At 59.9% G+C, this 13,244-nt stretch carries 15 protein-coding genes; 9 read left to right on the plus strand and 6 right to left on the minus strand.

Annotated features, from left to right (window positions below; all coding sequences use genetic code 11):
* Nucleotides 1-179: 179 nt before the first annotated feature.
* On the minus strand, nt 180-881 hold the full coding sequence (locus I6E56_RS04970; protein ID WP_197136438.1) for a metal-dependent transcriptional regulator: 702 nt from the start codon (nt 879-881) through the stop codon (nt 180-182).
* Nucleotides 882-921: 40 nt separating this feature from the next.
* Here I6E56_RS04970 and serC point away from each other — a divergent pair, with 40 nt between their 5' ends.
* Entirely contained in the window at nt 922-2,034 is a 1,113-nt protein-coding gene (gene serC / locus I6E56_RS04975) for a phosphoserine transaminase (protein ID WP_197136439.1), read from the plus strand.
* Between the two features lie 9 nt (nt 2,035-2,043).
* On the plus strand, nt 2,044-2,289 hold the full coding sequence (locus I6E56_RS04980; RefSeq protein WP_197136440.1) for a DUF2530 domain-containing protein: 246 nt from the start codon (nt 2,044-2,046) through the stop codon (nt 2,287-2,289).
* Here the strand turns inward: I6E56_RS04980 and I6E56_RS04985 are convergent.
* Both I6E56_RS04985 and I6E56_RS04990 read right to left on the minus strand, forming a co-directional pair.
* Nucleotides 2,286-2,951 (minus strand): DUF3027 domain-containing protein, encoded by a 666-nt coding sequence (locus tag I6E56_RS04985; protein WP_197136441.1) that lies wholly within the window; start codon nt 2,949-2,951, stop codon nt 2,286-2,288. The genes I6E56_RS04980 and I6E56_RS04985 overlap by 4 nt on opposite strands.
* Nucleotides 2,944-3,327, minus strand: coding sequence for a cold-shock protein (locus tag I6E56_RS04990; RefSeq protein WP_197123460.1), 384 nt, complete (start codon nt 3,325-3,327; stop codon nt 2,944-2,946). The genes I6E56_RS04985 and I6E56_RS04990 overlap by 8 nt, the downstream gene beginning before the upstream one ends.
* A gap of 64 nt (nt 3,328-3,391) precedes the next feature.
* On the opposite strand from I6E56_RS04990, the gene I6E56_RS04995 reads away from it, so the two are divergent.
* Genes I6E56_RS04995 through I6E56_RS05005 form a run of 3 tightly spaced genes read left to right on the plus strand, consistent with a single transcriptional unit; the run spans nt 3,392 to nt 7,175 of the window.
* A complete protein-coding gene (locus I6E56_RS04995) occupies nt 3,392-3,658 on the plus strand; it encodes a hypothetical protein (protein WP_307842775.1) in 267 nt (88 codons plus the stop codon).
* Nucleotides 3,645-5,501 carry a helicase-associated domain-containing protein gene (locus tag I6E56_RS05000; RefSeq protein WP_197136442.1) on the plus strand — a complete coding sequence of 619 codons (1,857 nt, stop codon included), beginning with the start codon at nt 3,645-3,647 and terminating at the stop codon, nt 5,499-5,501. Before I6E56_RS04995 ends, I6E56_RS05000 begins: the two co-directional genes overlap by 14 nt.
* A gap of 24 nt (nt 5,502-5,525) precedes the next feature.
* Entirely contained in the window at nt 5,526-7,175 is a 1,650-nt protein-coding gene (locus tag I6E56_RS05005; RefSeq protein ID WP_197136444.1) for a DNA repair helicase XPB, read from the plus strand.
* Here the strand turns inward: I6E56_RS05005 and I6E56_RS05010 are convergent.
* Nucleotides 7,172-7,324, minus strand: a complete 153-nt coding sequence (locus tag I6E56_RS05010) for a hypothetical protein (RefSeq protein WP_197136445.1) — start codon at nt 7,322-7,324, stop codon at nt 7,172-7,174. The genes I6E56_RS05005 and I6E56_RS05010 overlap by 4 nt on opposite strands.
* Before the next feature lie 223 nt (nt 7,325-7,547).
* Here I6E56_RS05010 and I6E56_RS05015 point away from each other — a divergent pair, with 223 nt between their 5' ends.
* Nucleotides 7,548-8,111 (plus strand): hypothetical protein, encoded by a 564-nt coding sequence (locus I6E56_RS05015; protein ID WP_197136446.1) that lies wholly within the window; start codon nt 7,548-7,550, stop codon nt 8,109-8,111.
* 10 nt (nt 8,112-8,121) lie between these two features.
* Here the strand turns inward: I6E56_RS05015 and I6E56_RS05020 are convergent, their stop codons facing one another.
* Nucleotides 8,122-8,394, minus strand: a complete 273-nt coding sequence (locus I6E56_RS05020) for a hypothetical protein (RefSeq protein ID WP_197136447.1) — start codon at nt 8,392-8,394, stop codon at nt 8,122-8,124.
* Between the two features lie 143 nt (nt 8,395-8,537).
* On the opposite strand from I6E56_RS05020, the gene I6E56_RS05025 reads away from it, so the two are divergent.
* From I6E56_RS05025 to I6E56_RS05035, 3 genes are all read left to right on the plus strand, one after another.
* Nucleotides 8,538-9,230, plus strand: coding sequence for a response regulator transcription factor (locus I6E56_RS05025; protein ID WP_197109572.1), 693 nt, complete (start codon nt 8,538-8,540; stop codon nt 9,228-9,230).
* 94 nt (nt 9,231-9,324) lie between these two features.
* On the plus strand, nt 9,325-11,046 hold the full coding sequence (locus I6E56_RS05030) for a HAMP domain-containing sensor histidine kinase (protein WP_197136448.1): 1,722 nt from the start codon (nt 9,325-9,327) through the stop codon (nt 11,044-11,046).
* A gap of 39 nt (nt 11,047-11,085) precedes the next feature.
* Complete coding sequence (locus tag I6E56_RS05035; protein ID WP_197136449.1) at nt 11,086-11,376, plus strand: WXG100 family type VII secretion target; 291 nt, start codon at nt 11,086-11,088, stop codon at nt 11,374-11,376.
* A gap of 206 nt (nt 11,377-11,582) precedes the next feature.
* On the opposite strand, the gene groL is transcribed toward I6E56_RS05035, so the two are convergent.
* Nucleotides 11,583-13,211 carry a chaperonin GroEL gene (groL, locus tag I6E56_RS05040; RefSeq protein ID WP_197123442.1) on the minus strand — a complete coding sequence of 543 codons (1,629 nt, stop codon included), beginning with the start codon at nt 13,209-13,211 and terminating at the stop codon, nt 11,583-11,585.
* Nucleotides 13,212-13,244: the final 33 nt, after the last annotated feature.

Here is a 13,244-nt window from a genome sequence, read left to right on the forward strand (position 1 = left end):
CGCGCATCCACGGTTTGGATGCTGCACCTACTCAACATGCGATTCTCCGGTTCATTCGTGAACTCCAAGGGCTATAGGCTAACCCAGTTTTTCGGGCTCCTCGCACGCGGGCGCGCCGAATTGAATGACGAGATGGTTACGTCTCGGTTAACGCCGGATTCGAAAAATGAACCAGGATGCTATGCGCTTGGCTTCTCCACAAAGATGTGCACGGCAACCTCGTTCGGCAGCTCGAGACCTTCTCCGAAGCCTTCCACTGTTACCGCAACATACGAATCTGCGGCCGCGAACGTGGCTGTCTTGCCTGGCATAACACCAGCAGTAAACAGCTGCTGTAGAAGTTCAGGTTCGAACTGCACAGGTTCGCCCAGTCGACGGATAAGCCCGGTCACGGGGGCCGTTGTCTCCGCGACGAGGTCAACAATGTTCACCATTCCGTCACTGAAGGATGCCGAAGCAACTCCGCCGAGCTCTTCCAAGCCAGGAATCGGGTTGCCATAGGGCGACTCGGTGGGGTGATCAAGAATTTCGATGAGCTTGCGCTCAACTTGTTCGCTCATCACGTGCTCCCACCGGCATGCTTCGTCGTGGACGAGCGCCCAATCGAGACCAATGACATCGGCGAGCAGTCGCTCAGCGAGGCGGTGCTTACGCATCACATGCGTAGCGCGGCGCCGACCCTCCACTGTGAATTCGAGGTGGCGGTCGCCTTCGACGACGACGAGGCCGTCACGTTCCATGCGGCCGATGGTTTGTGAGACGGTCGGGCCAGAGTGGCCGAGCCGCTCAGAGATGCGGGCCCGCAACGGGACAATGTTCTCTTCTTCGAGATCAAGAATCGTGCGCAGGTACATCTCGGTGGTGTCAACGAGATCGGTCATGAAACCAGACTAGCCCGAACTGGCCAATAGAATTGGACGCATGCCGAGCCTGACGATTCCCACTGACCTCCTTCCCTCCGACGGACGATTCGGAGCTGGCCCTTCCAAAGTGCGCTCCGAACAGATCGAACATCTCGTTTCTGGCGCGCGAAACATTCTCGGCACGTCTCACCGCCAAGCGCCGGTTCGCGACCTCGTTGGCCGCGTACGTGCGGGCCTCGGAGAGCTTTTTCAGATTCCAGAGGGCTATGAAGTAGTACTCGGCAACGGAGGATCCACCGCGTTCTGGGATGCCGCAGCTTTCGCTCTCATTGAGCGCCGCAGCGCCCACCTCTCCTTTGGCGAGTTCGGTTCCAAGTTCGCCAAAGCGGCCGCAGCACCCCACATCGAATCGCCTCATGTCGTCACCGCCCCGGGCGGGTCGCTTGCTGAACTCGACGATATCGATGGCGCTGACGTCTTCGCGTACCCGCAAAACGAAACATCCACCGGTGTGATGGCGCCCGTGCGTCGATTCGATGACGCAAACGTGCTCACTGTTGTCGATGCCACCAGCGCTGCGGGTGGCGTGCAGTTCGATACCAACCAGGCTGACGTCTACTACTTTGCACCGCAGAAGAACTTTGCATCAGATGGCGGCCTGTGGATCGCCCTCTTCTCCCCCGCGGCAATCGAGCGCGTCGAGCGCATCGCCGCGTCGGGTCGCTACATCCCCGAGTTCTTGTCGCTCAAGAACGCGATCGACAACTCGCGTCTCAACCAGACGCTCAACACTCCCGCACTCAGCACCCTGCTGCTGCTCGAGAACCAGATCGACTGGATCAATGGCAACGGCGGGCTTGCGTGGGCGGATGCTCGCACCCGCGAATCTTCGTCAGTGCTCTACGACTGGGCTGCCGCCAGCGATGTCGCCACCCCGTTCGTCACCAACCCGGAGCACCGCTCGCAAGTCATCGCCACCATCGACTTCGACGATGCGATTGATGCCGCCGCGATCTCGAAGACGCTCCGCGCCAACGGAATCGTCGACACCGATCCGTACCGCAAACTGGGCCGCAACCAACTGCGCGTTGCTACCTTCGTTGCAATCGAGCCGGATGACATCCGCAAATTGGTTTCATCGATCGAGTATGTGATCGCCAACAGCCGCTAATCTGAGACCGTGCGTATCTGGTTGAAAGACTCGGAACGCCGGCCAGATCCTGAGCCGGTGCAGACCGACGACCGCAAAGCGATGCTCGTGGGCATGGTGTTGTGGATCATCGGTCTTGCACTGCTGCTGCTTTTTATCGAGCCGCTCAACGCGTCCGGCAACCTGTGGTGGCTTTGGACTGCCGTTGCCGGGCTCGTGCTTGGCCTTATTGGCCTTATCTACACGCACATGAGGCGCGCAAAGCGAACTCGCTAGTCTTCTTCGTCCGAATCGTCGTCATCATCGTCGTCTGACTCGTCGAGATCATCGTCGTCATCGAGTTCAGCGTCGTCTGAATCGTCGTCGTCTTCGTCCTCGTCATCGTCCGAATCGTCGAGGTCATCAACACTTACACCCTCGTGGTCGCCGCCACGAAACGCGCCAGTGTCGAAGTCATCATCGACATCGTCGTCATCTTCATCGTCATCCGATGCGTCGATGTCGACACCGTCGAGGTCTCCCCCATGCAATACGGAAGAGCCGAACTCATCGTCGCCCTCATCGTCGTCGTCGTCGTCGAGGTCATCGTCGTCGGAGGCTTCTTCTGCTGCAGCCTTTTCGGCATCCGCAGCTTCAGTAGCGGCTTGCGCAGCCTTGTACTCAGCGAGACGTTCCGACCACGGCACCCAGTCAGGCGAGAGCAGTGCACCCTCGGCCGGCATTAGTTCTGCTTCAAGCACCGTAGGTTCTTGGCCGTCAACGTGTGCCACGCTGACGGTCCAGTTCCAGCCAGGGTAGCCAGGCAGAGCCGAAGCGAAGAGAACCGAAACGGTTCCATCGCTTTCGATCTGCTCACCGACGAGCGCACCAATCGACGCATCAGTGGTGATCTCGAGGAGTGCACCTCGAGCAAGCTTCTCGTACTGGCTATTAGGCATCTAGTTCGTCCGCAACTTTACGTAGCATGGAGGCGATCTTGGCGCCGTGGGCTTTATCAGGGTAACGACCGCGCTTGAGACCAGAACCGATGCCGTCCATAAGCTTGACGAGATCTTCAATGATCACGGCCATATCGTCGGCAGGCTTGCGGTTTATCTTGGCCATGCTTGCAGGAGCATCCATGACGCGCACGGAGAGCGCCTGAGCACCCTTCTTGCCATCTGCAATGCCGAACTCGAGGCGTGTACCTGCCTTTATTCCAGTCGTGCCCGCAGGCAGCGCTGAGGCGTGCAAGAAGACCTCTTGGCCTTCATCACTCATGATGAAGCCAAAACCCTTCTCGTCGTCGTAAAACTTAACCTTGCCGGTAGGCATGGGCATGCTCCTTTGTAATCGTGACTCAAGCTTAGAACGTAAACGGGCGCGTATCCTTGTCAGCGTGACAAATCATTCAACTGAACGTGACCTTCGCATCGAGCGTGTGCTCGCCTACCTGGTCGCCATCTCGATCGCACTCGCTGTGCTTAGCTTTGTCGCCGTAGTCGTTGCGACCGCAGTGGGCCAAACCGTCTTCGATAACGGTGCGTGGCCCGTAGTGATCACTATGCCCTACTTTGCTTTGCCTTTGGGCGTGGTTTTCATCATCATTCTTCTTGTGTTGAATGGCCGTCGTCGGCAACGTGAATATCGGAATGGCCACAATTAGCGATGCGGCTCTTCTGCTCGCCGCTCAACTGCGGGCACTAGACGACGATCAACTTCTTGAGTTGCTGCGATCACGCACCGTGCGCGGCAACTCCGTCAGCGACTTCTTTGACCTTGCGGATGCCCTTCAGCAGTCCACGTCGGTGGAACGCGTGCTGCGCGATCTCGACCGCCCAACGCTCGCCACTCTCGCTGTGGTCGCCGACACTGCTTCTCTCACCGCGCAGGAAGTCGCCTCTGCCGTCGGGCCCTTCGGTGACGACGAGGTTGCCGTTCAGCGCCGGCTCGATCGACTCGTGAGCCTAGCGCTGCTCATTCACCGCGGCGGTCGCTACAGCGCCCCAGACGGCGTGACAGACCAGTTGGCAGGCTGGCCGTTCGATGGTCTGCCATCTACGGGCGAACTGCTCGACACTCCAGCACCATCCACTCTCACGTCGGTTGAACCTTCCGAGCGCGACAGTATCGACAGCATCGCCGCCGAAAACGCGTTCGCTACAACCAACGAAGTCACCGAGCTCATCAATCAGCTGCGCTCGAGCCCCGTGCGCGATTTGGCGCGCGGTGGAGTCTCGCTCCCCGACTCGAAGCGGTTGGCGGCAGCGATGTCGGTGCCGCTCGACAAAATTGCTGGACTCGTCGACATCGCCGAACGCGCTGGGCTCATCGCAACGACCAATGCCCAATGGATGTCAACCGCCGATGCCACCGAATGGATGGCGCGCGGCGCGGCTGAACGCTGGGTGCACTTAGCCGAGGCGTGGCATCAGGGAGTTCCCGATGACATCCGCACCATCTTGGCCGACAGAACTCAGAGCTTTTGGGGCAACGGCGTCGAAGATTATGTGCGCTGGTTGTTTCCCGCCGGGATCGATTCGATGCTCGAAAAAGTGCGCCGGTACGCTCGCGATGCCGGCCTATTGGGTGTCACCGCCAATCGTCTGCCGAGCAGCGCAGGCGTTGCGCTACTCACTCGCACTACGGCTGAAGCGACAGCAGCCATGGCCGCGGTGTTTCCGAATGAAGTACATCAGGTTTACGTGCAGCCCGACCTCAGCGTCATTTCGCCCGGACCGCTGGCACCGCAATTGGATGCCCGACTGCGCATAATCGCCGATGTAGAAACCCGCGCCTTGGCATCGACCTATCGGATCTCGCGGTCGAGCCTGCACCATGCCATGACCCTCGGTGAGACACTCGATGGTATTCGCAGCTTCCTGACCGAAATTTCGCTGACCGGTGTGCCCCAGCCCGTTCAGTATCTGTTGACCGAAGCTGCGGCTCGTCACGGGCTCGTGCGGGTTGGCCACGCTGGCGCCGCCGGTAGCTACGTGATTTCTCCCGACTCCGTTTTGTTGCAGTCGATCGCTGTTGATCCCAATTTTGGTGCCTTCGGCTTGCGCCTCGAGGGCGACCGGTTGGTCTCTCGCTTCGGAGTCGAACAGCTCTTTTGGGCGCTCAGCGATGCCCGTTACCCGGTTGCCGCCGAAGATGCCGCTGGCACAATCTTGTCGCTGCGGCGCGACCAAATCAGTGCTTCACACGTCGAAGAACCCCACGACGATGGCCCAGAGAAACTGCTGGCGAAACTTCGCAGTGGTCAGGGCGGCGCTACCGGCGACGAAGATCAGGCGTGGTTATCGCGACAGATTGAGGTCGCGATTCGCAACAAACTGCTGCTGTTCGTCACGGTAAAAATGCCGGATGGCCATCTCGTGCAGTACACACTCGAACCTTCCAGCGTGGCCGCTGGTCGTATGCGCGGCCTCGACCGTGCGGCAGATATTGAGCGAACGCTGCCGCTGAAGAGCATCGTTGGGGTGGAAGCCACCAACGAACGCTAAGCATCCGGGCGTAGTCTAGGTCGGATGAACACAGCACCCGACGGACCTCTTATCGTGCAGTCTGACCGCACGGTTCTACTTGAGGTCGCGCACCCTTTGGCAGAAGACGCGCGCCATGATCTGGCCGTCTTTGCCGAGTTGGAACGCGCCCCCGAGCACATTCATACCTACCGCATTACGCGATTGGGGCTGTGGAATGCGCGGGCCGCTGGTCATGATGCGCCGGCAATGCTGGAGACGCTCGAGAAGTATTCGAAGTTTCCCATCCCGCAGAGCGTCAGCGTTGATATTGCGGAGACGGTTGGCCGCTATGGCCGTCTAGTGATCAACCGTGACGATGACGGCGCGCTGACCCTCACTGCCACCGACCCGGCAGTGTTGCGCGAGATTACCCGCGCTAAGAAGGTAGCGAGTCTCTTGTTCGAGCGTCGCGGCGATCACACTTTTGTGGTTCAGCCGTGGGCGCGAGGGCAGCTCAAGCAAGAGTTGTTGAAGCTTGGCTGGCCAGCTGAAGATAATGCTGGCTACACGCCAGGCACGCCTCACGAGATCGCTCTGGATGCCGCGGGCTGGGGTTTGCGCGAGTACCAGCAGCACGCCATCGACAATTTCTTCGACCACGGTTCAGGCGTCGTCGTGCTGCCTTGTGGCGCCGGCAAGACCCTCGTGGGTCTCGGCGCGATGGCGCAAAGCAAGACCACAACCTTGATTTTGGTTACCAACACGGTTTCTGCCCGTCAGTGGCGAGCCGAAATCTTGAAGCGAACCACCCTCACTGAAGAAGAAGTGGGTGAGTATTCGGGCCAGGTGAAAGAGATTTTGCCGGTCACAATCGCCACCTACCAAATCCTGACGGCGAAGCGGAAGGGTGAGTATGCCCATCTTGCGTTGCTGGATGCGCTCGACTGGGGTCTTGTCATTTATGACGAGGTGCACTTGTTGCCTGCGCCCGTGTTCAAGCTCACCGCTGATCTTCAGGCACGCCGTCGCCTCGGCCTCACCGCGACTCTCGTGCGCGAAGATGGGCGCGAGGGCGACGTGTTCTCCCTCATCGGCCCCAAACGTTTCGACGCACCTTGGAAGGAGATTGAAGCTCAGGGCTTCATCTCCCCCGCCAGTTGCTTCGAGGTGCGCGTTGACCTGCCCGAGAGCGAGCGACTTGAGTACGCGGCATCCGCTGACGACGAACGCTACCGACTCGCAGCAACGGCGCCAGCCAAAACTGAAGTGGTGCGCGCACTAGCCAACAAGCACGCCGGCGAGCGCATTCTCGTCATCGGGCAATACCTCGACCAGATCGATGATCTCTCGGAACAGCTGGATGCTCCCAAGCTGACGGGTGCCACCTCCGTGCCGGAACGCGAGCGTTTGTATCAAGAGTTCCGCGACGGCGTCACGAAGGTGCTGATCGTGTCGAAGGTTGCGAACTTCTCAGTCGACCTGCCCGAAGCAACCGTTGCCATCCAAGTCAGTGGCTCGTTCGGCTCACGCCAAGAGGAAGCTCAGCGTCTTGGTCGCCTATTGCGCCCCAAGGAGAGCGGGCTGCCCGCCAACTTCTACACGCTCGTGGCACGCGACACTGTCGACCAAGACTTCGCCCAAAACCGTCAGCGCTTCTTGGCTGAGCAGGGCTACAGCTACACGATTTTGGATGCAGCAGACCTCACCGCTTAGGACAGTTCGGGTTGCTCGCCGCCCACCTGCGCACCGCAACGCCAGCACAGCGCCGGGAGCTCGCCCTCGACGAGAGCACCGCATTCCTCGCACACGCGGGGCAACCAACACGCGGCATCCCCCGCGACGGTGTCGGCTGTGTCATCCATCTCTCCAGTGTGCTCCCGGGCAACCCTGAAGTCGAGGCGCCAGGATGCCGCGTCGTACAGACCATTGAGTGCTACAACAGCGCCGATCGCACTGACTACGCTGGAACTCCGCCACGGAACCGGGCAAGGAGTTCTTTCGATGCCACAGTCGCCATCGTCGCCGTCACCAAAGTCGAGCCCATCCTGGCGGAGCTACTGCGAATCGATCGGCGACCGGTCAGGCATGTACCGTGCGCTGCTCGAGCACTGGACACCGACCTCCGCCCTCAATGTGGGCAGCTATCTCGATCTCTCCCCGTCGACGAGCATCCCCGCCGTCACCTATGTCGACACCGACCGCCGAGCCGCCGCGTTCTTCGCCGACACCGAGAGAGTTCGGGCCGAGTTAGACGGCGCCACTCTGCCGGGAGCCGCGGCTGAGATCACTTTCCTCACCGCCAATTTCCTGAAGCCGCTTGCGCTGGCCGACGCATCCTTCGACCTGATCATCGCCCTGTTCACCGGCCCCGCGTGGGATTCCTGCGCGCGGTATCTGGCGCCGAACGGGCTCTTCCTTGCTAACAGCAGCCATGGGGATGCGAGCCTTGCTGCGCTCGATCCCCGGCTGACTCTGGTGGGTGCCGTCCACCACCGCGAGGGGCGCTACAGAATCGACAGTAGCGATCTCGATCGCTATCTGATTCCCAAGAAACCAGAGCAGGCCGGCGCCGAGCTCATTCGTGCCAGCGGCCGAAGCATCGCGTACACCAAGCCCGCGTTCGCGTACCTCTTTCAGCTCACGGTGTAGGCGCGTTTTCTCAGACCGGTTCGCCCTCGAGGCGAGCACGACGTTTGATCATGAAGTCTTTCACCAGGCCGACCATCGAAAGGAGAACGAGAAAGGCGAAGCTCAAGGCCATCAGCCAGAGAGCGCCGAATCCGACGCTCAGTGGCCACATTGGGGTGACCCCATTGACGCTCCACCACGCAATATCGTGCGACCGTGCGAGGCTCGAGAGAATCGTGATGGCGGCGAGCACGAGGGCTCCAACGCCAAACGCGATGAGTGTTCCTACGATCAATCTCTTCATCAGTTGATTCCCCTTCGCCTGATCCCGATACGGCCACCCTATGCTTAAAATTAACAAATACTCAATGAACCAATTGGTGAACAACTTGCCGACACGCCCTGACCTATCAGGTCACGTTCAGGAAACACGCAGATACTAGGCACATGGCTGACGGACCGAAAATTCTCATTGTTGACGACGAACCGAACATTCGCGATCTGCTCACGACGAGCTTGCGCTTCGCGGGATTTGCGGTGCGCGCGGTAGGGAGCGGCGCCCAAACGATCTCGGCTGTTCTTGAAGAAGAGCCCGACTTGATCATCCTTGACGTGATGCTCCCCGACATGAACGGCTTCGGAGTAACCAAGCGTTTGCGCGCATCCGGCTACACCTCCCCCATCCTTTTCCTTACGGCGAAAGATGACACCGAAGACAAGATCACCGGCCTCACCGTCGGTGGAGACGACTACGTCACTAAGCCGTTTAGCCTCGACGAGATCGTCGCCCGCATCAAGGCGATTCTTCGCCGCACGATGCAGGATGACGAAGAAACGATCATCCGCGCTGGCGACCTCACCATGGACCAAGACACCCACGAGGTATCGATCGGCAGCGAGCAGATCGAGCTCAGCCCGACCGAGTTCAAGCTGCTGCGTTATCTGATGCTCAACCCCAACCGCGTGCTATCGAAGGCTCAAATCCTCGATCACGTCTGGGAATACGACTTCAACGGCGACGCCGGCATCGTGGAAAGCTACATTTCCTACCTGCGCCGCAAGCTCGATCAGCACACCGAAGAGCCGATCATTCAGACCAAGCGTGGATTCGGCTACATGCTGAAGGCAGCAAAGCCGTAACCACCCGTGATGGCCAGCCCGACATGTAATTTCTCATGTTCGGCTGGCCATACTCGTTCCCGATTCCCAGCCACGCAAGGTACCGTTCACTATCATGCAGGAGAACATCCCAGACGCTTGGAGCCGCATTTCTTTGCGCACCAAGGTCACCGGAGTCACGGTGCTTCTGCTCACCATGGGCCTCCTCGTCGCTGGTGTCGGCACCGCCGCAGTGCTGCGCGATTACCTGATCGAGCAAACTGACGACAAGATCACAGCCGCCGCTGACGGGCTCGATGGCCGCATCCAATACACGGGCACAACCAGCGACCCTCAGTGCAGCGTTTCTCGCCTGCCCAATGACCTCTATTTCGCGGTTCTCAACTACGACGGCAGCATGCGCTGCAATAGCCGGGAAGAGGATGCCTCGCGGCCTGTTCTCGACGGCCTCACCATCGCCGTAGCTAACTCCCAGACGGAGCCATTTACCCTCCCGAGCACCGCCATCGGAGGGCAATGGAGGGTCATCTCCTACCCTGCGATCAGCACCATCGGCCCCGACTTTGTGACGATCGTTATCGCTCGCGACCTGAGCGATTCCAATGCCATCGTTGCTCGTTACGCCGCCATCTTCTTGTTCTTTGGTCTCACTGTCGTCATTGTCGGTGGAGCGCTCACCCGCCTTTTGGTCACCTCGACGTTTGCGCCGCTGCGCGAAGTGGAAGCCACCGCAGCCCGCTTTGCCGACGGAGACTTCGACCAACGGCTGTCTGTTGCCACTCCCAACACGGAAGTGGGGCGCCTCAATCGTTCCCTCAACTCCATGCTGGGTCGAATCGACCGCGCCTTCGCCGACCGTGCTCGCACCATCGACCAAATGCGCCGCTTCGTGGGCGACGCCAGCCACGAACTTCGCACCCCGCTCGTCACCGTGCGCGGCTACGCCGAGCTATATCGCATGGGCGCCATCACCAAACCGGATGATGTCGCTCAAGCCATGGAGCGCATCGAAAAAGAAGCTATCCGCATGGGTGGTCTCGTGGAAGACCTACTCGAGTTGGCGCGTATCGACGGCAGCAAGCCGGTTCAGTTCACCGAAGTCGATCTCTTGCCACTGGCTAATGATGCGGCGATGGATGCCCGTGCCTCCACCGGCCGCGTCGTCACTGTGATCAACACCAACCCTCGCATCGACTCCGACGCGATCGTCAAGCCTGATCTCACAGCGAATGCCGACACGGACACAAAGGCAATCCCCCTTCCCGATAGTTCCCCCTCCGATACCAGCACGCCCTCTCGCGGTGTAGCTGCGCTCGCGACGGGCCCCATAGCGGCCGCAGGGGCCCGCCTCTCACGCCTTGCCTCTCGCAAGAAGTCTGCTGCTGTCGCCAAGGCAACCGCTCGCCTCACCCAAGCCATTGCTCCCGTGCCGAAGGATCTCAACGCCGTCGTCATGGCCGAAGAGAACAAGATTCGCCAGGTGCTCACCAACCTCGTCACGAACGCGCTGCGCTTCACGACCGATACTCCCGTCGAGATTGGCGTTGGCGTAGACCACGAGCGTCAACTTGCAGTGCTCTCGGTTATCGACCATGGCGAGGGCATCCCCGAACAGATTCGCGCGAAGGTCTTCGAACGCTTCTGGCGCGCCGACAGCTCACGCAACCGCGACACCGGTGGCAGCGGTCTGGGACTCGCTATCGTTGCGGCCATCGTCGCAGCCCACCACGGCACCGTACAGGCGCTTGAGACACCCGGCGGCGGCGCAACCTTCCGCGTTGAGCTTCCTCTCCTCCCCAGCACTCCCAGCCCCGCAGAGGGCACCGAAGAGGACTAGCCGCGGCAGCGACCGGATGCCAGAATCTACCGTCGAAGTATGACTCGATACCAAGTAGATAGCGAAGCCGTTCTCAGCGCCACCGGAGCGGTCCAGAATTCCATCAGCCGCATCCAAGCCGAAGTTGCTGGCCTCCACGGTCAGCTCACGAACCTGCAGGGCTCGTGGACAGGGCAGGCGGCGACGGCCTTTTCAACTGTCGTCACCGACTGGAAGGCCACGCAGCAGCGGGTAGAAGAGAACCTCGCTGCCATCAATTCAGCGCTCAGCCAAGCCGGACAACAGTATGCGGAGATTGAAGCCGCGAACGCTCGTCTCTTCTCCCGCTAGCAGCACGCCTCCGCACGCTGACAGCAAGCTCCGGCTCGTTCCGGGCACACCTCGGCACACCTCGGCTCACTGCGGCACCCCTCGGCACGCTGCGGGCGTTAGAGACTCCCCCACCCACAGAAACTCTCATTAACGACAGAATGGGCGCCTCCCGAAGGAGACGCCCATTCTGTCTAGTGCGGTGAAGCTGTGTAGAGCGGTGGGACTTAGAAGTCCATGCCGCCCGACGGGTCACCCATGGGTGCCGGGTTCTTCTCAGGCTTGTCAGCAACGACGGCTTCGGTCGTCAGGAAGAGTCCTGCGATCGACGATGCGTTGAGCAGAGCCGAGCGAGTCACCTTTACCGGGTCATTGATGCCTGCAGCGAGCATGTCGACGTATTCGCCGGTAGCTGCGTTGAGGCCGTGACCGATGGGGAGGTGACGAACCTTGTCAGCAACAACACCAGGCTCCATGCCTGCGTTGAGTGCGATCTGCTTGAGCGGTGCGTCGATAGCAACACGAACGATGTTCGCTCCGGTTGCTTCGTCGCCGACCAAGTCAGCCATTGCCTGGCTGTCGAAAGCGATCTTGCCAGCCTGAATCAGGGCTACGCCACCACCGGCGACGATTCCCTCTTCAACAGCTGCCTTGGCGTTGCGGACTGCGTCCTCAATGCGGTGCTTGCGCTCCTTGAGTTCAACCTCAGTTGCGGCACCAGCCTTGATAACTGCAACACCACCGGCGAGCTTGGCGAGACGCTCTTGGAGCTTCTCACGGTCGTAGTCGCTGTCAGTGTTGTCGATCTCGGCGCGGATCTGCTTGACGCGACCTGCGATCGCCTCTTCTTCACCAGCACCTTCGATGATCGTGGTCTCGTCCTTGGTGATAACGACCTTGCGGGCGCGACCGAGGAGTTCGAGAGTTGCGTTCTCGAGCTTGAGTCCAACTTCTTCGGAGATGACCTGACCACCGGTGAGGATGGCGATGTCAGCGAGCTGAGCCTTGCGACGGTCTCCGAAGCCAGGAGCCTTGACGGCAACCGACTTGAAGATGCCACGGATCTTGTTCACAACGAGAGTTGCGAGCGCTTCTCCGTCAACGTCTTCAGCAATGATGAGAAGCTGCTTGCCACTCTGGATTACCTTGTCGACGATGGGGAGCAGATCCTTGATGTTTGAGATCTTGCCGTTGACGATAAGAACGTAAGGGTCTTCGAAGACCGCTTCCTGGCGCTCTTGGTCAGTGACGAAGTATGCCGACAGGAATCCCTTGTCGAAGCGCATACCTTCGGTGAGCTCAAGCTCGGTGCCGAACGTGTTCGACTCCTCAACGGTGACAACACCTTCCTTGCCGACCTTGTCGATCGCCTCAGCGATAAGTGCACCGATCTCAGGGTCTCCAGCAGAAATGGATGCGGTAGCCGCGATCTCTTCCTTGGTTTCGATCTCCTTGGCGCTCGCAATGAGTGCCTCGATGACCGAGTTGGTTGCCTTTTCGATTCCGCGCTTGAGGCTGATGGGGTCTGCACCCGCAGCAACGTTACGGAGGCCTTCGCGAACGAGTGCCTGAGCAAGAACAACGGAAGTGGTCGTACCGTCTCCGGCAACGTCATCCGTCTTCTTTGCTACCTCTTTGACGAGTTCAGCACCGATCTTTTCGAAAGGATCGTCGAGCTCGATTTCTTTGGCGATGGATACACCGTCGTTCGTGATGGTGGGAGCGCCCCACTTCTTCTCAAGAACTACGTTGCGGCCACGTGGGCCGAGCGTGACCTTTACGGCGTCAGCGAGAATGTTCAGGCCGCGCTCAAGGCCGCGACGGGCCTCTTCGTTGAAAGCAATGATCTTTGCCATGTGTGTTTCTCGTCCCTCCCGGACGTCGTACAA

It is taken from the genome of Salinibacterium sp. NK8237 (genome assembly GCF_015864955.1).
In the GTDB taxonomy this organism is placed as follows: domain Bacteria; phylum Actinomycetota; class Actinomycetes; order Actinomycetales; family Microbacteriaceae; genus Rhodoglobus.

Bases quoted from the DNA above. Each gene is read 5' to 3' on its own strand.
- I6E56_RS04970 (WP_197136438.1), bottom strand. From the start codon at position 881: ATGACCGATCTCGTTGACACCACCGAGATGTACCTGCGCACGATTCTT.
- serC (WP_197136439.1), top strand. From the start codon at position 922: ATGCCGAGCCTGACGATTCCCACTGACCTCCTTCCCTCCGACGGACGA.
- I6E56_RS04985 (WP_197136441.1), bottom strand. From the start codon at position 2,951: ATGCCTAATAGCCAGTACGAGAAGCTTGCTCGAGGTGCACTCCTCGAG.
- I6E56_RS04990 (WP_197123460.1), bottom strand. From the start codon at position 3,327: ATGCCTACCGGCAAGGTTAAGTTTTACGACGACGAGAAGGGTTTTGGC.
- I6E56_RS05000 (WP_197136442.1), top strand. From the start codon at position 3,645: ATGGCCACAATTAGCGATGCGGCTCTTCTGCTCGCCGCTCAACTGCGG.
- I6E56_RS05005 (WP_197136444.1), top strand. From the start codon at position 5,526: ATGAACACAGCACCCGACGGACCTCTTATCGTGCAGTCTGACCGCACG.
- I6E56_RS05010 (WP_197136445.1), bottom strand. From the start codon at position 7,324: ATGGATGACACAGCCGACACCGTCGCGGGGGATGCCGCGTGTTGGTTG.
- I6E56_RS05015 (WP_197136446.1), top strand. From the start codon at position 7,548: ATGTACCGTGCGCTGCTCGAGCACTGGACACCGACCTCCGCCCTCAAT.
- I6E56_RS05020 (WP_197136447.1), bottom strand. From the start codon at position 8,394: ATGAAGAGATTGATCGTAGGAACACTCATCGCGTTTGGCGTTGGAGCC.
- I6E56_RS05025 (WP_197109572.1), top strand. From the start codon at position 8,538: ATGGCTGACGGACCGAAAATTCTCATTGTTGACGACGAACCGAACATT.
- I6E56_RS05030 (WP_197136448.1), top strand. From the start codon at position 9,325: ATGCAGGAGAACATCCCAGACGCTTGGAGCCGCATTTCTTTGCGCACC.
- I6E56_RS05035 (WP_197136449.1), top strand. From the start codon at position 11,086: ATGACTCGATACCAAGTAGATAGCGAAGCCGTTCTCAGCGCCACCGGA.
- groL (WP_197123442.1), bottom strand. From the start codon at position 13,211: ATGGCAAAGATCATTGCTTTCAACGAAGAGGCCCGTCGCGGCCTTGAG.